At 59.0% G+C, this 25,105-nt stretch carries 26 protein-coding genes; 11 read left to right on the top strand and 15 right to left on the bottom strand.

The genetic code is table 11. From position 1 onward, the window contains the following. Positions 1–9 precede the first annotated feature (9 nt). Both ctaD and coxB read right to left on the bottom strand, forming a co-directional pair. Positions 10–1,599, bottom strand: coding sequence for a cytochrome c oxidase subunit I (gene ctaD, locus CX511_RS01080; protein ID WP_045186462.1), 1,590 nt, complete (start codon positions 1,597–1,599; stop codon positions 10–12). 52 nt (positions 1,600–1,651) lie between these two features. Beyond that, positions 1,652–2,779 carry a cytochrome c oxidase subunit II gene (gene coxB, locus CX511_RS01075; protein ID WP_045186460.1) on the bottom strand — a complete coding sequence of 376 codons (1,128 nt, stop codon included), beginning with the start codon at positions 2,777–2,779 and terminating at the stop codon, positions 1,652–1,654. Between the two features lie 370 nt (positions 2,780–3,149). On the opposite strand from coxB, the gene CX511_RS01070 reads away from it, so the two are divergent. Then, positions 3,150–3,797 (top strand): hypothetical protein, encoded by a 648-nt coding sequence (locus tag CX511_RS01070; protein WP_045186458.1) that lies wholly within the window; start codon positions 3,150–3,152, stop codon positions 3,795–3,797. 107 nt (positions 3,798–3,904) lie between these two features. Here CX511_RS01070 and CX511_RS01065 read toward each other — a convergent pair whose 3' ends face one another. The 6 genes from CX511_RS01065 to prlC form a co-directional block, all read right to left on the bottom strand. After that, the gene (locus CX511_RS01065; protein WP_177409707.1) at positions 3,905–5,470 is read right to left on the bottom strand and encodes a SulP family inorganic anion transporter; all 1,566 of its coding nucleotides are present in this window, start codon (positions 5,468–5,470) and stop codon (positions 3,905–3,907) included. Between the two features lie 154 nt (positions 5,471–5,624). Next, complete coding sequence (locus CX511_RS01060; protein WP_045186454.1) at positions 5,625–6,344, bottom strand: carbonic anhydrase; 720 nt, start codon at positions 6,342–6,344, stop codon at positions 5,625–5,627. Positions 6,345–6,588: 244 nt separating this feature from the next. Further along, the gene (locus CX511_RS01055) at positions 6,589–7,647 is read right to left on the bottom strand and encodes a PA0069 family radical SAM protein (protein WP_045186451.1); all 1,059 of its coding nucleotides are present in this window, start codon (positions 7,645–7,647) and stop codon (positions 6,589–6,591) included. Between the two features lie 75 nt (positions 7,648–7,722). Continuing rightward, entirely contained in the window at positions 7,723–9,750 is a 2,028-nt protein-coding gene (locus CX511_RS01050; protein WP_101293822.1) for a M3 family metallopeptidase, read from the bottom strand. A gap of 111 nt (positions 9,751–9,861) precedes the next feature. Then, a complete protein-coding gene (locus CX511_RS01045) occupies positions 9,862–10,143 on the bottom strand; it encodes a YheV family putative zinc ribbon protein (protein WP_101293823.1) in 282 nt (93 codons plus the stop codon). Continuing rightward, on the bottom strand, positions 10,140–12,191 hold the full coding sequence (prlC, locus tag CX511_RS01040) for an oligopeptidase A (RefSeq protein ID WP_045186445.1): 2,052 nt from the start codon (positions 12,189–12,191) through the stop codon (positions 10,140–10,142). Before prlC ends, CX511_RS01045 begins: the two co-directional genes overlap by 4 nt. A 91-nt stretch (positions 12,192–12,282) precedes the next feature. Between prlC and CX511_RS01035 the strand changes: the two genes are divergently transcribed. Both CX511_RS01035 and CX511_RS01030 read left to right on the top strand, forming a co-directional pair. After that, positions 12,283–12,831, top strand: coding sequence for a gamma carbonic anhydrase family protein (locus CX511_RS01035; protein ID WP_101293824.1), 549 nt, complete (start codon positions 12,283–12,285; stop codon positions 12,829–12,831). A gap of 29 nt (positions 12,832–12,860) precedes the next feature. After that, complete coding sequence (locus tag CX511_RS01030) at positions 12,861–13,511, top strand: HAD family hydrolase (protein WP_045186443.1); 651 nt, start codon at positions 12,861–12,863, stop codon at positions 13,509–13,511. A gap of 12 nt (positions 13,512–13,523) precedes the next feature. On the opposite strand, the gene CX511_RS01025 is transcribed toward CX511_RS01030, so the two are convergent. Continuing rightward, on the bottom strand, positions 13,524–14,645 hold the full coding sequence (locus CX511_RS01025) for an aminopeptidase (RefSeq protein WP_045186441.1): 1,122 nt from the start codon (positions 14,643–14,645) through the stop codon (positions 13,524–13,526). Between the two features lie 67 nt (positions 14,646–14,712). On the opposite strand from CX511_RS01025, the gene CX511_RS01020 reads away from it, so the two are divergent. Both CX511_RS01020 and CX511_RS01015 read left to right on the top strand, forming a co-directional pair. Then, on the top strand, positions 14,713–15,129 hold the full coding sequence (locus tag CX511_RS01020) for a PA0061/PA0062 family lipoprotein (RefSeq protein WP_045186439.1): 417 nt from the start codon (positions 14,713–14,715) through the stop codon (positions 15,127–15,129). 54 nt (positions 15,130–15,183) lie between these two features. Beyond that, positions 15,184–15,597 (top strand): PA0061/PA0062 family lipoprotein, encoded by a 414-nt coding sequence (locus CX511_RS01015; RefSeq protein ID WP_045186436.1) that lies wholly within the window; start codon positions 15,184–15,186, stop codon positions 15,595–15,597. Positions 15,598–15,600: 3 nt separating this feature from the next. On the opposite strand, the gene CX511_RS01010 is transcribed toward CX511_RS01015, so the two are convergent. Then, the gene (locus CX511_RS01010; protein WP_101293825.1) at positions 15,601–15,834 is read right to left on the bottom strand and encodes a DUF1161 domain-containing protein; all 234 of its coding nucleotides are present in this window, start codon (positions 15,832–15,834) and stop codon (positions 15,601–15,603) included. A 73-nt stretch (positions 15,835–15,907) separates the two neighbouring features. Next, the gene (locus tag CX511_RS01005; protein WP_101293826.1) at positions 15,908–16,360 is read right to left on the bottom strand and encodes an OsmC family protein; all 453 of its coding nucleotides are present in this window, start codon (positions 16,358–16,360) and stop codon (positions 15,908–15,910) included. A gap of 157 nt (positions 16,361–16,517) precedes the next feature. On the opposite strand from CX511_RS01005, the gene CX511_RS01000 reads away from it, so the two are divergent. Next, complete coding sequence (locus tag CX511_RS01000) at positions 16,518–17,522, top strand: LLM class flavin-dependent oxidoreductase (protein WP_101293827.1); 1,005 nt, start codon at positions 16,518–16,520, stop codon at positions 17,520–17,522. A gap of 167 nt (positions 17,523–17,689) precedes the next feature. Here the strand turns inward: CX511_RS01000 and CX511_RS00995 are convergent, their stop codons facing one another. After that, the gene (locus CX511_RS00995; protein WP_045186425.1) at positions 17,690–17,914 is read right to left on the bottom strand and encodes a DUF1161 domain-containing protein; all 225 of its coding nucleotides are present in this window, start codon (positions 17,912–17,914) and stop codon (positions 17,690–17,692) included. Positions 17,915–18,020: 106 nt separating this feature from the next. Further along, positions 18,021–18,236, bottom strand: coding sequence for a dodecin (locus tag CX511_RS00990; RefSeq protein WP_045186424.1), 216 nt, complete (start codon positions 18,234–18,236; stop codon positions 18,021–18,023). Positions 18,237–18,390: 154 nt separating this feature from the next. On the opposite strand from CX511_RS00990, the gene CX511_RS00985 reads away from it, so the two are divergent. Beyond that, positions 18,391–18,717 (top strand): ElaB/YgaM/YqjD family protein, encoded by a 327-nt coding sequence (locus tag CX511_RS00985; RefSeq protein ID WP_045186422.1) that lies wholly within the window; start codon positions 18,391–18,393, stop codon positions 18,715–18,717. On the opposite strand, the gene CX511_RS00980 is transcribed toward CX511_RS00985, so the two are convergent. Beyond that, entirely contained in the window at positions 18,714–19,610 is an 897-nt protein-coding gene (locus CX511_RS00980) for a LysR family transcriptional regulator (RefSeq protein ID WP_177409708.1), read from the bottom strand. The genes CX511_RS00985 and CX511_RS00980 overlap by 4 nt on opposite strands. Before the next feature lie 109 nt (positions 19,611–19,719). Between CX511_RS00980 and trpB the strand changes: the two genes are divergently transcribed. Next, positions 19,720–20,937 (top strand): tryptophan synthase subunit beta, encoded by a 1,218-nt coding sequence (gene trpB, locus CX511_RS00975; protein ID WP_045186419.1) that lies wholly within the window; start codon positions 19,720–19,722, stop codon positions 20,935–20,937. Next, positions 20,934–21,746 carry a tryptophan synthase subunit alpha gene (gene trpA, locus CX511_RS00970; protein ID WP_045186417.1) on the top strand — a complete coding sequence of 271 codons (813 nt, stop codon included), beginning with the start codon at positions 20,934–20,936 and terminating at the stop codon, positions 21,744–21,746. The genes trpB and trpA overlap by 4 nt, the downstream gene beginning before the upstream one ends. Positions 21,747–21,852: 106 nt before the next feature. On the opposite strand, the gene CX511_RS00965 is transcribed toward trpA, so the two are convergent. Then, positions 21,853–22,185: a DOPA 4,5-dioxygenase family protein gene (locus CX511_RS00965; protein WP_045186415.1), complete on the bottom strand. Its 333-nt coding sequence runs from the start codon at positions 22,183–22,185 to the stop codon at positions 21,853–21,855. Positions 22,186–22,262: 77 nt separating this feature from the next. Between CX511_RS00965 and CX511_RS00960 the strand changes: the two genes are divergently transcribed. Both CX511_RS00960 and CX511_RS00955 read left to right on the top strand, forming a co-directional pair. Next, positions 22,263–22,880, top strand: coding sequence for an NAD(P)-dependent oxidoreductase (locus CX511_RS00960; protein ID WP_045186413.1), 618 nt, complete (start codon positions 22,263–22,265; stop codon positions 22,878–22,880). 128 nt (positions 22,881–23,008) lie between these two features. Continuing rightward, the gene (locus CX511_RS00955; protein ID WP_101293828.1) at positions 23,009–24,580 is read left to right on the top strand and encodes a SulP family inorganic anion transporter; all 1,572 of its coding nucleotides are present in this window, start codon (positions 23,009–23,011) and stop codon (positions 24,578–24,580) included. The last annotated feature ends 525 nt before the right edge of the window (positions 24,581–25,105 follow it).

Genomic DNA, 25,105 nt, shown 5'->3' with positions numbered 1-25,105 from the left:
ATTTGCCGTTCATTTCACTTCCGGTGGCGTCTGGAAGGTGTGGTAGGGCGCCGGTGACGGCACCGACCACTCCAGGCCTTCTGCACCATCCCAGGGTTTGGCCGGTGCCGGGGCACCGCCGCGAATGCACTTGATGACAATGAACAGGAAGAAGATCTGCGTGGCGCCAAAGGTAAAGGCACCAATCGAGGAGACCATGTTGAAGTCGGCGAACTGCAGGTTGTAATCAGGAATCCGCCGCGGCATCCCGGCCAGGCCGACAAAGTGCATGGGGAAGAACGCCAGGTTCATGCCGACGAACGACAGCCAGAAATGCAGCTTGCCGAGGGTTTCGTCATACATGTGCCCGGTCCATTTCGGCAGCCAGTAGTAGGCCGAAGCGAAGATCCCGAAAATCGCACCGGGAACCAGCACATAATGGAAATGGGCGACCACGAAGTAAGTGTCGTGGTACTGGAAGTCCGCCGGGGCGATGGCCAGCATCAACCCGGAAAAACCGCCGATGGTGAACAGGATGACGAAGGCGATGGCGAACAGCATCGGCGTCTCGAAGGTCAACGAGCCCTCCCACATGGTGCTGACCCAGTTGAACACCTTCACCCCCGTCGGTACCGCAATCAGCATGGTGGCGTACATGAAGAACAACTCACCCACCACCGGGATGCCGACTACGAACATGTGGTGCGCCCAGACGATAAAGGACAGGAAGGCAATCGCACCGGTGGCATATACCATCGAGGTGTAGCCGAACAGCGGCTTGCGCGAGAACGCCGGGATGATCGAGCTGACCGCACCGAACGCCGGCAGGATCATGATGTACACCTCGGGGTGACCGAAGAACCAGAACACATGCTGGAACAACACTGGGTCACCACCACCGGCTGCGCTGAAGAAGCTGGTGCCGAAGTGGATATCCATCAGCATCATGGTCACCACCCCGGCCAGCACCGGCATTACCGCGATCAGCAGGAAAGCGGTGATCAGCCAGGTCCAGACGAACAGCGGCATTTTCATCAGGGTCATGCCGGGGGCACGTAGGTTGAGAATGGTGGCGATCACGTTGATCGCACCCATGATCGAACTGATGCCCATCAGGTGAATGGCAAAGATAAAGAAGGTCACGCTTTCCGGCGCGTAGGTAGTCGACAGCGGCGCATAAAAGGTCCAACCGAAGTTCGGCCCGCCACCGGGCATGAACAGGGTCGAAACCAGTAACAGGAAGGCCGCCGGCAACAACCAGAAACTGAAGTTGTTCATCCGCGGCAAGGCCATGTCCGGTGCGCCGATCATCAGCGGAATCATCCAGTTGGCCAGGCCGACGAAGGCCGGCATCACCGCACCGAAGACCATCACCAGCCCGTGCATGGTGGTCATTTGGTTGAAGAACTCCGGCTGGACAATCTGCAGGCCGGGCTGAAACAGTTCGGCGCGGATCACCATGGCGAAGGAGCCGCCGAGCAGGAAGGCGATGAAACTAAACCACAGGTACATGGTGCCGATGTCTTTGTGGTTGGTGGTCAGTACCCAGCGCATCAGGCCTTTGGCCGGTCCGTGGGCATGCTCATGACCGTGGCTGTGGTCGTCGATCACTGCGCTCATGTCCTGTCTCCTGCAGTCCGGTGACTGATGCGAGAACCTTCGTCAGGCCGGCTCATTTGCTTTCTGCCTGTTTGATCGCCAATACGTCTTTGGGCGTGACCATGTCGCCCTTGTTGTTGCCCCAGGCGTTACGTTCGTAGGTCACCACGGCGGCGATATCCACTTCTGACAGCTGCTTGCCGAACGCGGCCATGGCCGTGCCCGGCTTGCCGTGGAAGACAATGCTCAGGTGATCTTCTTTGGGTCCGGTGGCGATCTTCGAGCCCTTGAGCGCCGGGAACATTGGCGGCAGGCCCTGGCCTTCAGCCTGGTGACAGGCCACGCACGTGGTGTGGTAGACCTTGTCACCGCGCTCGACCAACTCCTGCAGGGTCCACTCCTTGCTGGTCAGCTCCTTGAGCTTGGCCGCCTCGGCCTTACGCTCACTCAGCCAGGTGTCGTAATCGGCTTTGGACTTGACCTCGACCACCACCGGCATGAAGCCGTGGTCCTTGCCGCACAGCTCGGTGCACTGGCCGCGGTAGATGCCCGGTTTCTCGACCCGGGTCCAGGCCTCGTTGACGAAGCCGGGAATGGCGTCACGCTTGACCGCAAAGGCCGGCACCCACCAAGAGTGAATAACATCGGCGGCGGTGACCAAAAAGCGCACTTTGGCACCCACTGGCAGCACCAGCGGCTGGTCGACTTCGAGCAGGTAATGCTCGTCCTTGGGGGCTTTGTTGTGGATCTGGTCGGCGGGGGTGGCCAGGTTGCTGAAGAACTCGACGTCCTGGCCCAGGTATTTGTAATGCCACTTCCACTGGTAGCCGGTGACCTGGATATCCACGTCCGACTCACTGGCATCGTAGATATCGATCAGGGTCTTGGTTGCCGGAATGGCCATGGCCACCAGGATCAGGAACGGCACCACCGTCCACATGATCTCGACCCACGTATGCTCGTGGAAATGCGCAGGCTGCTGACCGGTGGAACGACGGTGGATGATCATCGACCAGAACATCGCGCCAAAGACCACCAGGCCGATGATCACGCAGATCCAGAAGATGGTCATGTGCAGGTCGAACACTGCGTTGCTGACTTCTGTCGCCCCTGGCGCCATGTTCACGGTCCAGGCGGCGTTGGCCTGACCGAATACCGACCACAACAGGAGGCCCATCCAGACGTGTGGATGTCGCATCATTGCGGGTTCCCCTTATCGTTCTTGTTATCCCGGAGGCGTGGACCTACGGCTAAGGGTACGGCGGCCAAGACTGCGAACTTCGACGACCGAGCCCCTGCGAACTGCAGTCGGGCCTCATCAGCGAATCACTTTCAAACCGGAGTATAGACAGCGACCTTGACCACGCAACGCGATAAAAAGAAATCCACCCGCTGCAGTTGAACGTTTGCGCGCCAGCCCGCGACTTATCTGGTGTGAAGGCGTAATGATGGCATTTCGATATAATTGTCGACTATAAGTGGTCCGCGGTTATGCCAAATACGTCTTAGCCATTTTCAGAACCGAGCTACCTTATGTCTTCCGTTTGTCACGCCTTTACCCTGGAGTTGTCATGAACATCGCCGCGTTGCGCGAGCAGATCACCCGTGCCCATCAACATGAGACCGAAACCGGCCAACTGAAAGTACAACTGGTAAAACAACTGCCACACCTGCATCCCTCGATTCAGCTACCGGAACTCGACGCACAAGGGGCTTTGACCCGTTTCGTCAGCGCCTACATCGAACAGGTTCCAGAAATGCTTGAGGCGGCCAATGAAGTGGCCCGTGAAGCTGGCATCGAGTCTCAGATCAAGCCAGTGCTGAAGATCGCTGAGCAGTATTTCCTGCAGCCGCCAGCCATTACCGACACCCACCTCGGTCTGGGGTGCTTGCTGGATGAAGCCTACCTGGCGCATCGCCTGGTGGAAGAAGTGAATGACCTGTACATCAAGCACTTCAATCAACCGCTGATCCCGCTGGACACAACGGTGGCCAACCTGATCGCCCATCAACTGATCGGAGAAGAATTCGCCAACCAGCTGGATGAAGTGGTGCACCACTCGGTAGACGAAATGCTCGATGAAGAGAGTTTCGCCCTGGAGACAGTCGAGCAATACCGCGACAAACTCAGCAGCCCGGACACAGGCGCCGCGTGGAAACGCTGGCCGTGCCTGTCGCGGCAGTTGGGTGTAGGGCTGGATCTGGACCAGTCGGCTTGACCACTGACTGCTCCTGTAGCCGCTGCCGCTAGGCTGCGATCGGCCGTGAAACGGCTGTGTTTCGCAGTCGATCGCAGCCTCGTGCCTCGTCAGCGGCTACAGTTGCATCAGGTACCGAGCCCAGCCGTCGTGCGCACCCGCCCCTCAATCCGGCGCTTGAGTCGCCGCTGCTCGATCAGCAAGCGCGAGCCCTTGCTCGCGTTGGCCCGCCCCCAGTCTTCGAGCAGCTCCAGGCAGGAGTGGTCGATGTAGCTGAGGTTGGCCAGTGGCACATGCAGCGTGGTACCGGCAGGAATGCCTTCAAGCACTTGAGCCAGCGCCGGCACCTTGAGAAAGGTCGCCGCACCGCTCAAGCGCAGCTCCAGGTGCCCCGGTTCACCTAGGCTGACCACACCAATCTTCAGCCGCGCAGCCTTGAGCGCAAGCTTGAGTAAGGTCAGTGCAAAGCCCAGCAACACGCCGGTCAACAGGTCAGTAAAGATGATCGCCAGCGCCGTCGCCGCATAGGTGAACATCGGCATCCGTCCATAGCGGCTCAGACCACGAAACGCCTTGAAGTCGACCAATTTGATGCCGGTATAAACCAGCACACCCGCCAGACTCGCCACCGGGATCTGCTGCAGCACGCTACTGAGCACCACCACGAAGGCCAGCAACCAGACCCCGTGCAAGATTGCCGACAGGCGCGTCCGCGCACCGGCCTGGACGTTAGCCGAACTGCGCACGATTACGCCGGTCATTGGCAACGCGCCCAATACACCGCAGAGCATGTTACCCAAGCCCTGGGCTGACAGTTCGCGATCAAAATCCGAACGCTGACCGTTGTGCATACGGTCCACCGCTGCGGCGGACAGCAAGGTTTCGGCGCTGGCGATAAAAGCCAGGGCGAAGGCCGCCACCAATAAATTGGGATCAGCAAGATTAAGCAGGTCGGCCGGGCGCAACCAGTCGATAGCCTGGCTCAGGTCCGCCGGCACCTGGACGCGATTGACCGGCAGTGCCAGCCAGAGACTGATAACGGTCATCAAGGCGACACCGAGCAAGGCGCCGGGGACAAAACGCAGTGACTGTGGCCCAAAGCGCTCCCAACCCCACATCACCGCGATCGTGCCAACGCCCAATGCCGCAGCCTTCCAGCCGTTGTCCGGGCTCTCCAGCGGAAGTGCCTGGATGACTGTGGCAGGAAAACCCAACAGGTTAGCCAGACCCGACGGTTGCGGCGCACTGTCAAACATCACATGCACCTGGGACAAGACAATCAACACGCCAATACCGGCGAGCATGCCGTAGACCACTGCTGGCGCGGTAACCCGGAACCAGCAGCCCAGGCGCAGACGTCCGGCGAGCAGTTGCAGCACGCCAGCCAATAGCAGAATCGGCCCCAACATTGCCACGCCATGCTGGCGCACCAGCTCAAACACCAATACTGCCAAACCTGCCGCCGGGCCACTGACCTGCAATGGCGAGCCCGCCAGCCAGCCGACCACGATGCCGCCAATAATCCCGGTAATCAGGCCTTTGGCCGGAGGCATGCCCGATGCAATGGCAATGCCCATGCACAAGGGTAGAGCGACCAGAAATACCACTACCGATGCCAGTAATTCACGCGGCAACGCCGCTTTTAATTGTGTCTTGTTCACCGTGTTACTCCTTCTCTCACGTTTCGCAGCCATTCCAATGGCCGATCGCACAACCCCTGACACACGTGCAGGCGCATACCGCCAGCAGGCCGGCAAGGCAGTCAGGGAAACTCAAGGCAGCCGATGACCAGGCCGCACCGTAAAGGTGCAGCCGTCATTCAAATCATCGCGGGGGTGTCAGGAACGCTTAGTAGCGTCCTCTCGGTGTTGCGCAAGGGATTGGCTGGCCTGCAGCCAGGGGCAGGAAACTGTCGCTCGCCGCGTCATAGGCCTCGATCTGACTGGTTTCGATATCGTAGATCCAGCCATGGATAAAGAGCTGGCCGGCCGCCAGGCGCGAGGCTACCGAAGGGTGAGTACGCAAGTGATGCAACTGGGCAATGACGTTTTCCTTGGTGAGCACCTGCATGCTTTCATGCTCGCTACCGCAGGAACAGTTGTCCTCGACCACTGTACGGGCAACCTCGGCATGGCGCAGCCAGGCCTTGACCGTTGGCATCTTCTCGAGACTTTGCGGGTTTAGCACCGCGCGCATGGCACCGCAATCGGAGTGACCGCACACGATGATGTGGTGTACACCAAGTGCCAGAACGGCATATTCAATGGCGGTCGAAACGCCGCCGTTCATCTGCCCATAGGGCGGCACGACGTTGCCCACGTTACGGGTGACGAACAGGTCGCCGGGGGAACTCTGAGTGATCAGCTCGGGCACGATGCGCGAGTCGGCGCAGGTGATGAACATCGCACGAGGCTTTTGTGCGGTGGCGAGTTTCTTGAACAACTCCTGCTGTTCAGGAAAGACATCGTGGTGAAACCGCAGAAAGCCGTCAACGATATGCTTCAGGGCGGCATCGGCGCTCTCGGCAGGTGCTTGCGGAGCGACCTTGGATGGGTCCTTGACGGGCATGCTTCATCCTCTTTGACGGTTTAGGTTAAGTCCATTTTACCGGGTTGATGATTCAAACAGCGCATGTCATTTGGATGATGTACGCGCACCAACAATCACATCAGTTATTGGCTGAATTCCTACGCTACTCGGCGAAACTTAACTCAAACTTAATGGCGAGGCTCTAGAACGGGCGTTCCAGAGATCCAAAGAGTGGTTTGAATAATATCAAAAAAACATCAATGGCCAATACCCATTATTGAAATCAGAGCAGCGACATCTGCCCGCCAGGAGGACAAAATGCACTGCAATCAAGCGAATAGCGCTCGCGTAGGTTCAGTCCAAGACGACGAATCGTCTTGTTGAATCGCTGCGCCAGCAACTCGGCAAACACGCCTTCGCCGCGCATGCGTGCGCCAAAGCGGCTGTCGTACAACTCACCGCCGCGGCTCTGGCGTATCAGGCTCAGGACATGGCTGGCACGTTGTGGGTAATGATCCTGCAACCATTGTTCAAATAACGGCACTACCTCCAGCGGCAGGCGCAGCATCATGTAGGCCGCACTCACTGCACCGTTAGCCTTGGCTGCTTCCAGCAGATGCTCCAGTTCGCTATCGTTGATCATCGGAATCATTGGCGAGCACAACACGCCCACCGGAACACCAGCCTCGGTTAGCACGCGAATCGCCCGCAAGCGTGCCTTGGGCGCTGCCGCACGCGGTTCCAACGTGCGCTTTAGCTCATCATCGAGAGTGGTCAGGCTGATCATCACCTTTACCAGACGTTGCTGCGCCAGCTCGGTCAACAGGTCCAGGTCACGGAGGATCAACGAGCCCTTGGTCACGATGGTAACCGGGTGACGGTAACGCAGCAGTACCTCTAGCAGCCTGCGAGTCAGCTGTTGCTCACGCTCGATGGGTTGGTAGGGATCGGTGTTGGAACCCAAATTGATCGGTGCACAGACATAACCAGGCTTGCTCAATTGTTGCTCCAGCACAGCAGCGGCATTGGTTTTGGCGATCAGCTTGGTTTCGAAGTCCAGCCCGGGGGACAAGTCCCAATAAGCATGACTGGGACGTGCATAGCAGTAGATGCAACCATGCTCACAGCCACGGTAAGGATTGATCGAGCGGTCAAAGGGCAGGTCAGGCGAGTTGTTGCGAGTGATGATGCTCTTGGCGGTTTCGATACGCACTTCAGTACCCTGGGTCAGGGGCACTTCCTGATACCAGCCGTCATCCTCGGCTACCGAACAATTAGGCGCGAAGCGATTGTGCGGGTTGCTGGTCGTACCGCGACCGCGCAGGGGAGCTGAAGCAGCCATGGTGCACCTTGATACTGTTTTTTTATACAGTACAAGATGTTCCTAAGATGATCCAGCACCGCTGAGCGGCTATTTTCAAGACGGCGTCAAATCGTACCAGCGCAAAAATGGCGCGGCGCTCGAAGGACGCTTGAGAAACTCTTCGATGCCAACCTGCACCGATTGCGCGGCACCAGGTGCAAAAAGCGCCTCCTGTAGTTCACGCCCAGTGGCTTGGTTGAGCAACCCCTCCTGCTCGAAGCGACTGAACAGATCAAAGGCATACACATCCGCCCAGAGGTAGCCGAAGTAACCAGCTTCGTAACCAGCGGTCAGATGATCGAAGGCATGCAGTGGTCGTTCGAAATCAGCCAACGGCCAGGCGCCAGCCCTATCAAAACTGTCTGCAACACGCTGCAGGACACTGCGCCCATCATCCGGCTTGCCATGTAAGTCGAGGTCAAACAGCGACTTTGCCAACTCCACGGCCAGTTTCGGCTGCTCTTGCGCCTGAAGTTGCCCCAGGTAAGTCTGCAATGCCTGCACCGACAGCGGCTCCCCCGTCAGGTTATGCGACGATATGCTCGCCAGGTACTCGGCTGACCAGCACCAACGTTCAAGCAACTTGCCCGCAATCTCGACGCCACCGGGGCCAAGGTTCTGTACATCTGACAGGTGGTAATTAGACGTGCGCACCAGCAGGTGATGCAGGCAATGACCAAACTCATGGAACACCTTGCGCAAGTCCAGGTGGCTGAGCAACGGTGCAGCATCGCCCTGAGCCGGGACAATGCTGGTGAACAGTGCAGCAGCGGCCTTGTGGTAGCGACCTTCGGCATCGATGTGGCGATTCCAGGCATAGTAGGTCCATGCGCTATCCGCTTGTTTGCCATCTCTGCCAATGGCATCGATGTACAGGTACCCCAGGAGCGCGTGGTCCTGCACCACCTCAAATGCACGAACATCGGGATCCCAGGTCGAGATACTGTGATCTTCCGTCAGCACGACGCCGAATAGCTGCCGAGCGAAATCCACCAGAGCCTTTACAACCGTATCCAACGAGAAGCAGGCGCGCACTTCGTCCTCGGACAGACTCAGGGGCGTATTGCGCAACTGCTTACGCAGATAGGCGACGTCCCAGGGCTCAACCTGCGGCAGTCCCTGTTGCCGGGCAAAGTCCTGCAGCTGCTGATGCTCTTGTTGCAAGCCTGGTTGGATCTGCCGAGTCAGGTCTGCCAGGAATGCACGGACCTGTTCTGCTGACACGCCTTCTCGGCGCTGCAGATTGAACCGAATAAAGTTATCAAATCCGAGTAACTGCGCCTTTTCCTGCCGCGCATTGGCCAATGCCTGAAAAACCTGGCCATTGTCAAAATCAGGCGCGGGGCTGGCGCCGCGTCTCTGATACGCCCGATAGACCTGTTCACGCAGATCCCGATCATGCGCATGTTCGATGACCGCCAGGTAGGCTGCCTCCTCAAGGAGAATCAACCAACCGTCTAGCGCTTGGGCTTGCGCCGCCGCAGCCATAGCGTTGCGATTGTGTAGGGGCACCCCGCGCAAGCGTTGCTCATCGACAATGTGCACACTCCAGTTATCGCTGGAGCGGGTCAGGTTGTCGTAGAACGTGCTTTGCCCATCATTGATCTGTTGTTCCAGTACCTGCAGCTTCTCGCGCTGATCAACCGCGAGGTGGGCACCTGCCAGACGATAAGATTTCAGTATTCGTTGTAACGCCGTCTTGCTCTGCCAATCCAGGTTCAGGCCATAGGGGCTATCAGCCAGACGCTGGTACAGGTCCAAAAGCTCGGCGTTTTGCAGTTTCTGCAGAAAATACGCTTGGGCCAGATCCCAGCACTTACTCGCTGCTTGCTGCCAGTCGCCACCACGCAGGAGCAAGGGGGCGATGCTGTACAGGGTATTGTTCAGACGAGCGTCCAACGCATCCACCGCCAGTACCAGGTCATCCCAGGTGGGCAGCTTACGTTGCTGCACAATGATCGCATCGATAGCACTATGGTTATCGGCAATGATTTGCTCGATGGCGGGCTGCAGATGCTCGATACGCACCCTGGCGTAATCGATCAACTGCTCGTAGTGCAGAAGGGGGTTAGCGTTGTTCATGTGGGCTCCAGAGCGAGGTGGTAGAACACCTCACTCTGGGGCGCCGACTGGCGCTATCGGTACTATCTATCTGGCACCTGGGGCGGTGACGCCTCAAGTACAGCGACAGCTTTATTCAGCCGGTTTCTTCAGCTTGGGATTGGGAAAGAACTGCACCGTCTGCACTTTGGCCTCGGCCGGTTTCCCCTCGACTTTGTTTACTCGGGTACCCAGTTCCTTCGGCACCGACAACCCCTGCTCATTGAGGGTGTCGGAAAACCCACAGGCCACACACTCACGATGCGGAACACTGTCTTCGCTCCACATCATCAGCTTGTCCGGCTCGCTGCACGCCGGGCAGACCGCCCCGGCGATAAAGCGCTTTTTCGTCTTGATCACGGGCGCATCACTCATGCCGCCACTTCCTCACTCAGGCCACAATGGCGCAAGAGTGCATCGATTGACGGCTCACGGCCACGGAAGTCGACGAACAGCAGCATCGGCTCCTGAGAGCCGCCACGGGCCAGGATCGCTTCGCGGAAGGCGCGACCGGTCTCGGCGTTGAGCACACCTTCTTCCTCGAAACGCGAGAATGCATCAGCCGAGAGTACTTCAGCCCATTTGTAGCTGTAGTAACCCGCGGCATAACCGCCGGCGAAGATATGCGCAAAGCTGTTGGGGAAGCGGTTGTAGACCGGTGGGCGCATGACCGAGACCTCGTTGCGGATGCCTTCGAGCACCTCCAGCACACTGCGGCCATCGCCGTGGCTCGCATGCAGCTCGAAGTCGAACAACGAAAACTCCAATTGGCGGACCATCATCAGCCCGGATTGGAAGTTCTTCGCCGCCAGCATTTTCTCCAACAGGTCCTGAGGCAGGGCTGCACCGGTTTCGTAATGAGCGGAGATCAGCGCCAGCCCTTCAGGCTCCCAGCACCAGTTTTCCATGAACTGACTTGGCAGCTCGACAGCATCCCAGGCCACGCCATTGATCCCGGAGACACCTGCATGTTCGATGCGGGTCAGCAGGTGATGCAAGCCATGACCGAACTCGTGGAACAGGGTGGTGACTTCATCGTGAGTCAGCAGCGCCGGTTTGCCAGGGGCTGCCGGGGTGAAGTTGCACACCAGGTTAGCCACCGGACTCTGCAGGTGGCCACCCGCCGCACGACGGCGGTCGCGGGCGCCGTCCATCCAGGCTCCGCCACGTTTGTTGGCGCGCGCATAGAGGTCGAAGAAGAAGCGACCGACGTGCTGGCCGTGCTCCTTGATTTCGAACAGGCGCACATCCGGATGCCAGGTGTCGAAACCCTTGAGCTCGGCAATCTCGATGCCGTACAGGCGCTGGACGATGGCAAACAGTCCTGACAGCACCTTGTCGATCGGGAAGTACGCACGCAGGGTTTCCTGGGAAACGCTGTAGCGCTGCTCCCGCAGCTTCTCCCCGTAGAAGCCACTGTCCCAGCTTTGCAAGTCAGGGCAACCCTGCTCGGCGGCATAGGCCTTGAGCTGGGCCAGGTCCTGTACGGCAAACGGCTTGCTGCGTTTAGCCAGGTCACGCAGGAAGCTCAGCACCTGATCGCTGGACTCGGCCATTTTGGTCGCCAAACTCAGCTCGGCGTAGTTGGCATAACCAAGCAGTTCGGCCAGCTCCTGACGCAGGTCGAGGATTTCGCGCATCACCGGGCCGTTGTCGAACTGACCGGCATTCGGGCCCTGATCCGAAGCACGCGTGCAGTAGGCGGCGTAGATTTCCTCGCGCAGAGCGCGATCTTCGGCGTAGGTCATCACCGCGTAGTAGCTAGGAAACTCAAGGCTGATCAGCCAGCCTTCAAGCCCCTTGGCCTGGGCCGCAGCAGCCATCTGCGCTTTGGCTGAATCGGTCAGCCCGGCCAATGCTGCTTCATCAGTAACAAGCTTGGTCCAGGCTTGCGTAGCATCAAGCAGTTGATTGGAGAAGCGGCTGCCCAGTTCGCTGAGCTTGCTCTGCACTTCAGCGTAACGCTGCTGCTTATCGGCCGGAAGGTCGATACCCGACAGGCGGAAGTCACGCAGAGCGTGTTCGAGAATAGTCTTTTGTGCGACATCAAAGCCCGCCGCTTCAGGGCTGGCGATCAGCGCCTCATAAGCCTGGAACAGCTCGCGGTTCTGACCCATTTCAGTGGCGTAGGCGCTCAATGCCGGCAGGCAAGCCTCGTAGGCTTCGCGCAGTTCGGCGCTGTTGCACACGGCATTGAGGTGACTGACCGGACTCCAGGCGGCGCCCAGGCGGTCGTTGAGTTCGTCCATCGCCAGAACCAGACCGGCCCAGCTTGGTTGCTGACCTTGGGTTTTGAGGATTTCGGCAATAGCGGTACGGTTGTCGGCCAGGATCTGTTCAATCGCCGGCTGCACATGCTCGGCACGGATCGCCGAGAAGGGCGGCAAGTCATAAGACTGCAGTAGCGGGTTGGTCGCGCTCACGGTTAAACACCTTGGCAGAAGAAACACTGGACCATCTTAATTACAATCGACGCCGACCGCAGCCCTATCACTACCAAAGAGACTTACTATCATGGCCATGCGCAGCTTCCAGAACCATACCCCCCGCCTCGGCGAACGCGCCTTCGTCGACCGCAGCGCGGTGGTTCTGGGCGATGTCGAGATCGGCGCAGACAGCTCAGTGTGGCCGCTGACCGTGATCCGCGGCGATATGCACCGCATCCGCATTGGTGCGCGTAGCAGCGTGCAGGATGGCAGCGTGCTGCACATTACCCACGCAGGGCCGTTCAACCCGGATGGATTTCCGTTGCTGATCGGTGATGAAGTAACCATTGGTCACAAAGTCATGCTCCACGGCTGCACCCTGGGCAACCGAATTTTGGTTGGCATGGGCAGCACCATCATGGATGGCGCGGTGGTCGAAGACGAAGTGATCATCGGCGCTGGCAGCCTGGTGCCGCCGGGCAAACGCTTGGAAAGCGGTTTTCTCTATGTCGGCAGTCCGGTCAAGCAAGCCCGCGCGTTGAGCGAAAAAGAACGGGCATTCTTTCCGTACAGCGCCAGCAACTACGTAAAACTCAAAGACCAGCATCTTGCCGAAGGCTATCACCTGCCTGAGTGAACCTGCCTGCAGCCCCTATCGAGACAGCCATGCACCAGCAAAATATCCTTTTCGACCTCGACGGTACCCTGACCGACCCACGCCTGGGTATCACCCGTTCGATTCAGTACGCCCTGGCCAAGCTCGGCATTGATGAGCCGGATCTTGCGCGCCTGGAGCACTTCATCGGCCCGCCCTTGCTGCAGGCTTTCATGCAGTTCTACGGCTTTGACGAGGCCAAGGCTTGGGATGCGGTGAACTACTACCGTGAGCGTTTCAAGGTCACCGGTTTGTATGAGAACCAGGTGTTCGACGGTGTCCAGCCACTGCTGGAAGCGTTGAACGGGCAGGGCCGGACGCTGTACATCGCCACCTCAAAACCCTGGGAGTTCGCCCGCGAAATTGCCCGCCATTTCGAGTTCGATCACCACTTCAAGGTGATCTACGGCAGCGAACTCGACGGTACTCGTACCAATAAGGTCGAACTGATTGCCCATCTGCTGGCTGAGGAATCGCTGGACCCGGCGCAGACGCTGATGATCGGTGACCGCAAGCACGACTTGATTGGCGCCCGCAGCAACGGCCTTGAAGCGGCGGCGGTGGGTTATGGCTTTGGCAGTCATGAGGAACTGACGGCAGAACAACCGGCTTATCACTTTGCCACCTTGAGTGATATGCATCGGGCTTTTCTTCGGTCTTGAAGGCCTAGCCCGCTACAAGATGGACTGCTGTAGCCGCGAAGGGGCGGCCTTGTCGGCGATGCTTTTCAGCGCCTGCAGCCGCTCCTCTGGTGAACGTTGCCCCAAGGCTTCAACCCGGGCATAAAACACCTCCCAGTCCCTTCCAGATTGGGCAAAAAGCACCTCAAACACCGGTACCCACTGGTCATACAAACCAAAAGGCAGCAGCTTGGCGTTGTTCATCGGTGCATTGATCCAGGCGTCATACCGCCCGTTGCCGCCCCATTGGCTATCACGCAGGCTCCGGTAATCCCGGCGCAAGCGCTCGAACTCAGCGTGTTTGCCCGCACGCTTTACGGCATCGGTCAGCGGCGCCGCGTACAGTGTCTTGAGCCGTTCCCGGCTGGCCAGTACCAACCCAACGAACTGATCGCGTTGCTGGCTATCGTCCTCGGTTTGCGCAGCTAGCCCACGCGCCACCCGCCACTGACGGCTTCCCTCCTGCTCGACAAACGTGGCGAAGGACTCATTGAACGAGGTGTCATCCGCGACATACAGCCGCTGATGCGCAAGCTCATGGAAAATCACCGTAGCCAGGCGCTCATCCCCCCAGCGCAGCATGGTGTTGAGGATCGGGTCATCAAACCAGCCCAGGGTCGAATAAGCCTCTACGCCGCCAACATAGACATCCAGACCCTGTTGTTTCTGCAAGGCCGCTGCACCGCGGGCAGCGCCCTGGCTGTAATAGCCGCGATAGGCGACGCACCCGGCAATCGGGAAGCAATGGGTCTGGGGCTCGAGGGAAAACTCCGGGGTGGCAAACACATTCCAAACCACAAACGGTCGGCCAATGTCGGCATAGACCCGGTAGCTGCGGTTGTCCGGCAATTTGAGTTGTGCACTGGCGAAAGCGCGAGCCTGCTCAGCCTGGAGCAAATGTTGACGCAGTTTTGGAGCAGTGGAGGGATCCGCCACCAGCTCGGCCACCGGTTTGCGTGCCTGCAACAGCTGTAGCTGGCCGCTGGCCAACTGCCCGTAGTAATTAACGCTGGAGCAGCCGTTGAGCAGCCCGAGCGCCAGCACGGGAACCAAACAGCGAAAAGAATGGTCGAGTGCCCCAAGACTTGAGCGCAATAAAAGAAATAGTCGAAGCATCCGCGTCCCGTTATCCGCTCAAGTGCTCATCAGCTTCAAGACTATCCTGCCCGGCTGGAGTTTTGCCATGCGTACACTGCTTGTCATCAGCGGTCTTTTGCTTCTGTCCGGCTGCGCCGGTTTTTTACCGCAGCCTGATCCCAATCAAGCCTGGATCGATCTTGCCCCCGGCAAGGACGATACCCTGCACGCCATCGAAGTGGATGAGCGCGCCTGGGCTGATAAACGCTATTTTGAGGTACAGCCTGGCAGCCATGAGCTGACCGTGCGTTACCTGTTCCCAGTGACGCCCAGCAACATCGGCCCGGTCAGCGAACCGCTATGGCGTGATTGCCAGCTGAATGTGAAGTTCAAGGATTTCAATGCCGGACAACGGTATCAGCTCGAAGCCGGCAGCATCGGTTTTCGCCCTTGGGCCAAACTCTATGACGAGCAGCGAAACCTGGTCAGCACAGGGTTACCGGCGGGCTGTCAGCGCACCTGATAGCACGATTGGCGCTATGCTTGTGCTTTAGTAGTTCGCAAGCGGGAGTTTGCCATGCGCCAGCCAATGATGCTGATTGCCCTCAGTACCCTGGGGGCTTGCGCCAGCCCCTTGCCACCTGTCGATAGCAAACAGGCCTGGGTCGACCTGTACACCATGACCCCAGGCAAATTGCTGATGGCCGACCGCCTGGATGGCGAGCGCCTCAATGACGGGCGTTTCTTCCAGGTGACGCCTGGCGCCCATGAGTTGGTGGTCAGGTTCGATTACGAGGTCTATTCAGGCGGCTTCACCACCGATCCTACTGACCGCACCTGCTACCTGAAGGTCAAGTACGACAGTTTTCAGGCCGGCCAGCGCTATCGCCTGGAAGCCCGGGCACCGGCCATGCAGCCCAGTGCCTACCTGTATGACGCGCAGCGCAAAGTAGTCGCAGAAGAGTCCCACGACATCTTCTGCATCCCCTGATACCTAGCGATCATTTTTCTGGTAGATGATTTTCTTGGTGCCACCCTCACAGCTACCGACCACCATGTTCTGGTCGTGAACTTCGTCATTCTTGACGATTTCCAGAGTGTAGGAACTTACATTGTTGGCCTGGATCTTTGCCTCGATCTCGGCCTTGAGTTCTTCGCAGGGCTTGGGCGCAGCCAAAGCAGTAGTCGCCAGCGTCGATGCCAGCACAGCGATTGCGAGACGGATCATGGGACAGCTCCTTGTGGCGGCAGCGATTGTGCCGACACCTATTTGACCACAAGAAGCCTATCCCGGTTCTGCCTTAGCTCACCAAAGTGGCATCCAGGCTGATCTTCGCATTTAGCACTTTCGACACAGGACAACCCTCTTTAGCCTTGTTCGCCACCTCGAGGAATTTCGCTTCACTGGCCCCAGGCACCTTGGCCTTGAGGATCAGGTGGACAGCGGTAATGGCGAAGCCTTGCTCCTGCTTGTCCAGCGTTACCTCGGCGGTGGTGTCGATGCGCTCCGCAGTGAAACCCGCCTCACCGAGCATCATCGACAGGGCCATGGAGAAACAGCCGGCATGTGCGGCACCGATCAATTCTTCCGGGTTAGTGCCCGGCTGGCCTTCGAAACGGGTGTTGAAACCATAAGGGTTGTTTTTCAAGGCGCCACTTTCGGTAGAAATCTGACCTTTGCCATCCTTAAGGCCACCTTCCCAGATAGCCGATGCTGTCTTTTTCATAAAGCCTCCAGAGCTGCGCAGGCACACGGGCGTGCGCCTTACCTTAATTTCAGAGAGCCCTGACTCAGGCAAGTTCAGCCGGATTACTATCCCTGGCATTGATTCCTGCAGATGTGCCCATACAGAGAAGTAAAGGCCGCCGCCAGATGTCGGCCATACGACTGCCCAGGAGGCTCAATAGCCCATGACGCAACTTGCCGATATCAAGTTTTCCACCCTCGATCTGGTGCCGGTGCGCGCCGACAGCGGCCCGGCGCAATCGCTGCGTAATTCCCTGGACCTTGCCCAACACGTCGAGAAATTCGGCTACAACCGCTTCTGGGTGGCCGAACACCACAACATGGACGGTATTGCCAGCTCAGCGACCTCAGTGCTGCTCAGCTACCTGGCCGGCGGCACCTCGACCATTCGCGTCGGCGCCGGCGGCGTGATGCTGCCCAACCATGCACCGCTGGTGATCGCCGAGCAGTTCGGCACCCTGGCCAGCCTCTATCCAGGGCGCATTGATCTGGGCCTCGGTCGTGCCCCTGGCTCCGACCAGATGACGGCCCGCGCCCTGCGTCGCGAGCGTTCTGGCAGTGCTGACGATTTCCCCGACGATGTCGAAGAGCTGATGCGCTACCTCGGCCCGCGCACACCGGATCAGAAAGTCATTGCCGTGCCTGGCTACGGCACCGAAGTGCCGGTCTGGTTGCTCGGTTCCAGCCTGTTTAGTGCGCAACTGGCGGGGATGCGCGGCCTGCCTTATGCCTTCGCCTCGCACTTTGCGCCGCGCTACATGCATGAAGCGATTCGCGTGTATCGCAATCACTTCCAGCCCTCAGCTGTGCTCGACAAACCTTATGTGATGCTCGGTGTACCGCTGGTAGCGGCTGATACAGATGAGCAGGCCGAATACCTGGCGACCTCGGTGTACCAGCGCATCCTGGCGCTGATGCGTGGGCAAAGCCTGGTGCAGCGCCCACCGGTAGAGAGCATGGATGGCCTGTGGCTACCGCACGAACGTGAAGCGGTGGGTAGCTTCCTTGGCCTGGCGATGGTCGGTAGCCCGGAAAAGATCCGCGCCAAACTTGAGGTGTTGCTGGAACAGACCGAAGCTGATGAGCTGATCTTCACTTGTGATCTGTATGAGCATGCGGACCGGATTCGGTCCTATGAGTTGCTGGCGCAGACAGTGCTGAGCAGCTGAGGGCCGCGCAACTGCCTTACCTGGCCCTTCGTAGCCGCTGCCGCCAGGCTGCGATCGGGCGTGAAACGACCGCCAATCAGGCCCCATGTCGACAACTGATTGGCGACTGCTTCGCAGCCGATCGCAGCCTGGCGGCAGCGGCTACGAATCGGTAGCACTCTTACCGCTCAACCGCGCTTGTAGACGATTTCCTTGGTGCCACCTTCGCAGGTACCGACGACGTTGCCATCAGTGGCTGCGCCTTTATCAACAACTTCCAGCGAGTAGCCACTGACGCCTTTGGCGTCGAGCTTGGCGGCTATTTCGCTCTTCAATTCTTCACATGGCTTGCCGGCGGCCAGCGCAGTGCCCGCCAACGTCATCAAAGCCACTGCCACTACCAACTTCTTCATCGATCGCTTTCCTTGTTCAGATCAAAGTGGAGGAGGGCGCCGGAGCCTGTCCGGACGCCTCTGGACTGTGTAACTCAATTGACCCGCACAAGCCAGTGTCGCCATTTCAGCTATTGGCGATTCGGAAGCCTACTTTGAGCGTGACCTGAAAGTGCGCAGCCTTGTTGTCCTTGATATGGCCGCGGGTGTCGATCACCTCAAACCACTCAAGATGCTTGATGCTTTTACTCGCTTCGGCCAGAGCATTGTTGATCGCCTCTTCAATACTGGTAGGCGACGAGCCGACAAGTTCGATTTTCTTATAGGTATGGTGATCAGACATGAGCAATCTCCTTTTTCGAATGTGAGATAGAGCCTAGCAGCGCCGGGCTGTTTTACCTGCGAGAGGTAAATACCCGGAAAAGTTCGACTGCACTTTCTCGATAGTGCGTAGTCGGAATCTACACTGCTCAACTCAACCTCGAAGGAGAGTCACCATGGCCAACACCTCGCTGCGTAAAGCTTCGCTGCAAAGCATGGAAGCGGAAATCGAAAGCCTGCTCAAGTCATTGGAAAGCCTCAAGGACGATGCCTCGGACGAGTCGCGCAAGACCCTGAAAACCTTAAAAGCCAACGCCGAAAATGCCTTGCGTCACTCACGCAGCCTGCTCAGCGATGCCTATGAAGAAGTGAAGACCAAGACGCGCCAGACCGGTGTGGCTACCCGCGACTATGCCCAGGAACACCCCTGGACCACCGCCGGTGTCGCCGTCGGCGCCCTTGGCTTACTGGCCGCCTACCTGCTGTGCAAACGCGGCAACTAAGCCACCTGTCGCGCCAGCTCGGCGCGCAACCACCCGGCCAACTGCTCGGCGCGCCCGTCTGCGGCGCGTCGCGGCACCCACAAGGCCAACGCCGCTTGTGTCTCGCAAAACCCCCAGGGAGCCGCCAGGCGCCCAGCACGTAGGTCATCGGCGACCAACGGCTGCGGTGCAATGGCCACACCCAGGCCAGCGACGGCCGCTTCCAGCAAGTAGTACAGATGCTCGAAATCCTGACCGTAGCGCAGTGCTTCAGGGTTGATACCCTGTTGTTGCGCCCAGTTCGGCCAGGCCTGAGGGCGTGAGCTCGTTTGTAGCAATGTTTCTTCCAGCAGCGCCTGGGTGGGTGCCTGCTGCAAGCGGGCGAAGCCTGGGAAATGCGGGCTAAGCACCGGGCCTATCCGTTCCTGAGCCAACACATGCACCTGCATGTCGGTCGGCCACGGCGGCTCGGCGAATACCAGCAAGGCATCAAGCCCAGGGCGACGCGGATCGAGATCACCTTCGCCAGCCGACAAATGCAAACGCAGCTCAGGCAGCTCCGCCTTGAGCCTGCCCAGTCGAGGAATGAACCAGCGCGCCAGTAAGCTACCGGAGCAACCTAGGACAAAAGGCGCATCGGCACTACTCTGGCTCAGCTCGCCACACACACTGCGCAGGCGATCAAACGCGTCAAAGCTGGCATCGCGTAAACGTAGCCCGGAATCTGTGAGTTTAATGCCGCGCCCGTCTTTAACAAACAAGCTGACCCCCAGATGCGCTTCGAGCACCTTCAATTGCCGACTCACGGCCCCATGCGTAACGTGAAGTTGCTCGGCGGCCTGGCTAACGCTATTGAGCCGGGCAGTGGCTTCGAATGCCCTCAAGGCATTGAGGGGAGGCAGGTCCTGGCGCATAACGTGTGAGTTTTCCTGACAGGTTGTCGCAATCTTATCGGTTTTCAGGCGCGCGTGTCGTGGGTAGAGTAAAGCCATTCTCAGTCTTCACTACGCCCTGGAGCGACCCATGACCCAGACCAACTTCCGCGCCGGCCCCGATGCCAATGGCCTGTTTGGCGCATTCGGCGGCCGCTACGTGGCTGAAACCCTGATGCCGCTGGTGCTCGACCTGGCTCGCGAGTACGAAGCGGCGAAGGCCGACCCCGAGTTCCTTGAACAGCTGGCCTACTTCCAGCGCGATTACATCGGCCGTCCCAACCCGCTGTACTTCGCTGAACGCCTGACCGAACATTGTGGCGGAGCGAAAATCTTCTTCAAACGTGAAGAGCTCAACCACACCGGCGCGCACAAGGTGAACAACTGCATCGGCCAGGTCCTGCTGGCCAAGCGCATGGGCAAAAAGCGCCTGATCGCCGAAACCGGTGCTGGCATGCACGGTGTCGCCACCGCCACGGTTGCGGCGCGCTTCGGCCTGCCTTGCGTGATCTACATGGGTGCTACCGATATCGAGCGCCAGCAAGCCAACGTGTTCCGCATGAAGCTGCTGGGTGCCGAAATCGTTCCGGTGACCTCCGGCACCGGCACGCTCAAGGACGCCATGAATGAGGCCCTGCGTGACTGGGTCACCAACGTTGATGACACGTTCTACCTGATCGGCACCGTGGCCGGCCCACACCCGTATCCGGCGATGGTTCGCGACTTCCAGTCGATCATCGGCAAGGAAACTCGTGAGCAATTGCAGGCCAAGGAAGGGCGCCTGCCTGACAGCCTGATCGCCTGCGTCGGCGGCGGTTCCAATGCCATGGGCTTGTTCCATGACTTCCTTGACGACACCAGCGTACAGATTATCGGTGTCGAAGCTGGCGGCCATGGCGTCCACACCGACAAGCATGCCGCCAGCCTGACCGGCGGTGTTCCGGGCGTACTGCACGGCAACCGTACTTATCTGCTGCAGGACGCCGACGGCCAGATTACCGACGCCCATTCGATCTCCGCAGGCCTGGACTACCCCGGCATTGGCCCTGAACACGCCTACCTGCATGAAGTGAAACGCGTCGAGTACGTCAGCATCAACGACGAAGAAGCATTGGCCGCCTTCCACACCACCTGCCGCCTGGAAGGCATCATTCCGGCCCTGGAAACTTCCCACGCCCTGGCTGAAGCAATCAAACGCGCACCGACCCTGCCCAAGGATCACCTGATGGTGGTGTGCCTGTCCGGGCGTGGCGACAAAGACATGCAAACCGTGATGAGCCATATGGCTGCCCAGGAGAAACAGGCATGAGCCGTCTTGAACAACGTTTCGCCGAGCTGAAGGCTGAAGGCCGCTCGGCACTGGTCACCTTCATCACCGCGGGTGATCCGGGCTACGACGCTTCGCTGGAAATTCTAAAAGGCTTGCCCGCTGCTGGCGCCGACGTGATTGAGCTGGGCATGCCGTTCACCGATCCAATGGCCGACGGTGTCGCCATCCAGCTGGCAACCCTGCGAGCTCTGGAAGCAGGCCAGACCCTGGCGAAAACCTTGCAGATGGTTCGCGAGTTCCGCGAAGGCAACCAGACCACGCCGATTGTCCTGATGGGCTACTACAACCCGATCCACCGCTTTGGTGTCGAAGCCTTCGTTGCCCAGGCCAAGCAAGTCGGTGTCGACGGCCTGATCATCGTCGACCTGCCGCCCGAGCATGACGCTGAACTGGCCACCCCAGCCCAGGCCGCCGGGATCGACTTCATCCGTCTGACGACGCCGACCACCGACGATGTACGTCTGCCGCGGGTACTGGAGCGTAGCTCCGGGTTCGTCTACTACGTGTCGGTAGCGGGTGTCACCGGCGCCGGCTCGGCCACCACTGACCAAGTCAGCAGCGCCATTGAGCGCCTGCGTCGGCATACCGACTTGCCGATCAGCGTTGGTTTCGGTATCCGTACGCCAGAACAAGCAGCAGCGATTGCCAAGCTGTCCGACGGCGTAGTGGTGGGTTCGGCATTGGTCGACAAGATTGCTCAGGCGAAATCGACCGAGCAGGCTGTCGGTGATGTACTAGAGCTGTGCTCGGCGCTGGCCCAAGGTGTACGAGGTGCGCGCAAGGGTTGATTGCGCGGTGCGTCCATCGCCGGCAAGGCCGGCTCCCACAGGGCCCCGCTATACTGGGCTATTGTGGGAGCTGGCCTTGCCAGCGATGGCACCAATACACATCTCATTACTGCTCGAAGTTTGAAAGGTCCAATGGCCGGACCGCCCCCATCCAGATCGCATGATCACGGTGATCGGCCAAATCATCCCCAGTCAGCGGATGCAGGAACACCACCAACCCACGCCGATACAGCGCCAGCCAAGGCAATACCACCCCCACTACCTCCGGCCCAAAGGTCAGTTGACAGCTCCAGTCTGGGTGCGGTCCGACCGGCTTCTGGTGCATGCGCCCCATCGTTACCGGAAATAATTTAGCCGCCTCTTCGCACAACTGCCGGGCTTGCTCCAGGGTGCTGGCGTCGTAGTAGACGTGGGCGTGATAGCCCTTGATCCTCTGCACAGAAAACTCCTGACTTTTGCGAACCGATGCCTTACCACGGCAGTCAAATAATCACCCGTACACAACGGAGTGATGCTGTGAAAAATGCCGAAACCTATGCCCTCAAGGTTGCGTTATTTGGTGCATTGAGCAGCCTGGGCAGCGCGCTGATGGCGGAGTTGCTCAAGCGCCAACATGAGGTCATCGCTATCGTTGACGACCTCAACCAGTGGGCACCGCGCCCCGGCGTGCACTGCAAGCATGCCGGCCTGGACGACGCTGACCAGGCCGAGCAAGGCGTGGCAGGCAGCTCAGCAGTAATTTGCCTGCTGCCAGCACTGGCGCCGGACGACCCCCGCACTCAACTGCACCATGTCCGCGCACTGATTGACGGCATGTCTCGCACGACTATACGCCGGCTCCTGCTGGTCGGCGATTTCGACGTGCTGGAGCATGCCGACAAACATAGCGAACAACACCGCGAATGCGCAGGCCATATGGTCGACCTGCTGCAACGCAGCACCTTGCAATGGACGCTGATCAACGCCCCGGTACAAGTGGCTGGGCTGGGCATCGAACACTTTCACCACACCCATGGCACCCTTGAGCCAGGCTTGGCCGAGCTCCTGCAACGCCTGGCGCGGGTCGCCGCTGGCATGGTCGATACCCTGGAGCTGAAGCTGCATTATGGCGAGCATGTGAATTTCGTCTGCTAGCAATGCAGTTCTGCGCTCAGCCAGTCGCCAAAGCGCCGTTTGCGTGGTGACGGCATCACGTTGGGAACTTGCACACCAGCGCCAGACATCGCACCCTGTGCAGCCTGCGCTTGCGATAGAGAGTTTCCATGGCCCGGCTTGATCGCCACCGTCTGCTGCCGTTTCTCAGCTGGCTGCCCCGGCAAACCCGAGGCAGCGTGCGCCGTGACCTGATGGTGGGTCTAAGTGGTGCGATCCTGGCTTTGCCACAGTCTATCGCCTACGCCCTGATTGCCGGTCTGCCCGCTGAATATGGCCTGTATGCGGCGATCGTACCGGTGTTGATTGCTTGCCTCTGGGGCTCGTCCTGGCATTTGATCTGTGGCCCCACCGCGGCGATATCCATCGTTCTCTATACCAGTGTCAGCCCCTTGGCTGTCAGCGGCAGTGACGACTACATCACCCTGATCCTGTTGCTTACCTTTCTCGCCGGCGTGTTTCAGTGGTTGCTGGGGTTGTTGCGATTCGGCGCGCTGGTCAACTTTGTCTCGCAATCGGTGGTGCTCGGCTTCACCCTCGGCGCAGCGGTGGTCATCGCCCTCGGGCAACTGCCCAACCTGATGGGCATGGGCCTGCCCAGTCAGGCGACTGCACTGAAAACCCTGGAAAGTCTCCTGGAGCACGCAGGTGAAGTGGATTGGCCTTCTCTGACGTTGGGTCTTGGCACACTGGTGATTGGCGTTACCCTGAAACTGTTGCGCCCACGCTGGCCGGGGCTGTTGATAACGCTGACGCTGGCCAGTTTGCTGGTCTGGCTGCTGCCAGGTGTGTTCGGTCAGGTGCAGTTGGTCCCAGGCTTTGCCGGCCAGTTGCCGCCGTTGAGCCCATTGCCATTGCTTGACCTGGACCTGATCCTACGCCTGCTACCCAGCGCTGTGGCCGTGGGCATGCTAGGCCTGGTGACCAGCCTGTCGATTGCCCGTTCGATCGCTTCGCGTTCGGAACAACTGATTGACGCCAACCAGGAAATCCGCGCCCAAGGCCTGTCGAACATGGTGGGTAGCGTGTTCTCCGGCTACCTGTCGTCAGGCTCTTTTACCCGTTCCGGGTTGAGCTACGACGCTGGCGCCCGCTCACCCTTGGCCGGGGTCTTCTCGGCGTTGTGGGTGGCGCTGTTCGCCGTGGCCGGCGCCAGCTTGATTGCACATATCCCGATCCCGGCGATGGCCGCCAGCATTCTGTTGATCTGCTGGGGCCTGATCGATCATCGGGCAATGCGGGCGCTGTTCCGGGTCAGCCGTTCGGAGTTTCTGGTCATGGCCCTGACTGCTGCGGCAACCTTGCTGCTGGAGCTACAGACCGCCATCTACGCTGGCGTGCTGGCCTCGCTGTTTTTCTACCTGAAACGCACCTCACGGCCGCGCGTACAACACTCCCGCGAAGGAGATACCGACGTGCTGCGGGTGGGGGGGTCGATCTTCTTTGGCGCCAGCCACTACCTGCAGGTGCGTTTGCAACGCTGCCAGGGACCGGATGTGGTGATCGATGCCCGGCAGATCAACTTCATCGACTATTCCGGGGTCGACATGCTCCACCGCGAAGCCCGTCGATTGCGTCGGGCAGGCGGCAGCCTGACGCTACATCGGGCGCGTCCGCAGGTGATTGAAGAATTACATAAGCTGGAAGGGTTAACGCACTGCCCGATCCGCTTCGAGGAGTGAAACTATCGGCCAGGCCAAACAATTTGGTCGCCTCTTCGCATAACTGGCGAGCTGGCATCGTAGTAAGTATAGGTATGATAGCCCTTGATTCTCTACACGCTCACTGCTGAACTCTACTAACCAAAATTCGGAATACCAAGCTTCCTTCCATTACTCTACGCTGGCGAACTCTAGCGCGCGAAGCGCACTGACACGCAAGGCATCACGCCCTGTGCAGCCTGTGCTTTTAATTGAGACCTCAGCAATTTACTGATCAGCTTTTGTTGTATTTACTCCTAACAGACTCTAGCATGCTATATGTGTTTTCACTCAAAGGATCCTGTAAAAATGTATACAGCCAGATATTTAATAAGCTTGGGGTTAGCTATTATCGGCTGCTCTATTGGCTATACGATAATTATCATGTGGGGCATAAGAAAATTATTCTCACTAGAGCTAGAAGGCCAGCCCTACTGGATCATAAGCGGAATTTTGTTTGTCACCCTCAGCATTGCCGGATTAAAATTTTACATCCCAAGACTACGC

The sequence above is a fragment of the Pseudomonas sp. S06B 330 genome (assembly GCF_002845275.2).
In the GTDB taxonomy this organism is placed as follows: domain Bacteria; phylum Pseudomonadota; class Gammaproteobacteria; order Pseudomonadales; family Pseudomonadaceae; genus Aquipseudomonas.
The sequence above is the reverse complement of the archived record's forward strand: the minus strand, read 5'-3'. Positions and strand labels throughout refer to the sequence as shown.

Bases quoted from the DNA above. Each gene is read 5' to 3' on its own strand.
- ctaD (WP_045186462.1), bottom strand. From the start codon at position 1,599: ATGAGCGCAGTGATCGACGACCACAGCCACGGTCATGAGCATGCCCAC.
- coxB (WP_045186460.1), bottom strand. From the start codon at position 2,779: ATGATGCGACATCCACACGTCTGGATGGGCCTCCTGTTGTGGTCGGTA.
- CX511_RS01070 (WP_045186458.1), top strand. From the start codon at position 3,150: ATGAACATCGCCGCGTTGCGCGAGCAGATCACCCGTGCCCATCAACAT.
- CX511_RS01065 (WP_177409707.1), bottom strand. From the start codon at position 5,470: ATGGCTGCGAAACGTGAGAGAAGGAGTAACACGGTGAACAAGACACAA.
- CX511_RS01060 (WP_045186454.1), bottom strand. From the start codon at position 6,344: ATGCCCGTCAAGGACCCATCCAAGGTCGCTCCGCAAGCACCTGCCGAG.
- CX511_RS01055 (WP_045186451.1), bottom strand. From the start codon at position 7,647: ATGGCTGCTTCAGCTCCCCTGCGCGGTCGCGGTACGACCAGCAACCCG.
- CX511_RS01050 (WP_101293822.1), bottom strand. From the start codon at position 9,750: ATGAACAACGCTAACCCCCTTCTGCACTACGAGCAGTTGATCGATTAC.
- CX511_RS01045 (WP_101293823.1), bottom strand. From the start codon at position 10,143: ATGAGTGATGCGCCCGTGATCAAGACGAAAAAGCGCTTTATCGCCGGG.
- CX511_RS01035 (WP_101293824.1), top strand. From the start codon at position 12,283: ATGGCCATGCGCAGCTTCCAGAACCATACCCCCCGCCTCGGCGAACGC.
- CX511_RS01030 (WP_045186443.1), top strand. From the start codon at position 12,861: ATGCACCAGCAAAATATCCTTTTCGACCTCGACGGTACCCTGACCGAC.
- CX511_RS01025 (WP_045186441.1), bottom strand. From the start codon at position 14,645: ATGCTTCGACTATTTCTTTTATTGCGCTCAAGTCTTGGGGCACTCGAC.
- CX511_RS01020 (WP_045186439.1), top strand. From the start codon at position 14,713: ATGCGTACACTGCTTGTCATCAGCGGTCTTTTGCTTCTGTCCGGCTGC.
- CX511_RS01015 (WP_045186436.1), top strand. From the start codon at position 15,184: ATGCGCCAGCCAATGATGCTGATTGCCCTCAGTACCCTGGGGGCTTGC.
- CX511_RS01010 (WP_101293825.1), bottom strand. From the start codon at position 15,834: ATGATCCGTCTCGCAATCGCTGTGCTGGCATCGACGCTGGCGACTACT.
- CX511_RS01000 (WP_101293827.1), top strand. From the start codon at position 16,518: ATGACGCAACTTGCCGATATCAAGTTTTCCACCCTCGATCTGGTGCCG.
- CX511_RS00995 (WP_045186425.1), bottom strand. From the start codon at position 17,914: ATGAAGAAGTTGGTAGTGGCAGTGGCTTTGATGACGTTGGCGGGCACT.
- CX511_RS00990 (WP_045186424.1), bottom strand. From the start codon at position 18,236: ATGTCTGATCACCATACCTATAAGAAAATCGAACTTGTCGGCTCGTCG.
- CX511_RS00985 (WP_045186422.1), top strand. From the start codon at position 18,391: ATGGCCAACACCTCGCTGCGTAAAGCTTCGCTGCAAAGCATGGAAGCG.
- CX511_RS00980 (WP_177409708.1), bottom strand. From the start codon at position 19,610: ATGCGCCAGGACCTGCCTCCCCTCAATGCCTTGAGGGCATTCGAAGCC.
- trpB (WP_045186419.1), top strand. From the start codon at position 19,720: ATGACCCAGACCAACTTCCGCGCCGGCCCCGATGCCAATGGCCTGTTT.
- trpA (WP_045186417.1), top strand. From the start codon at position 20,934: ATGAGCCGTCTTGAACAACGTTTCGCCGAGCTGAAGGCTGAAGGCCGC.
- CX511_RS00955 (WP_101293828.1), top strand. From the start codon at position 23,009: ATGGCCCGGCTTGATCGCCACCGTCTGCTGCCGTTTCTCAGCTGGCTG.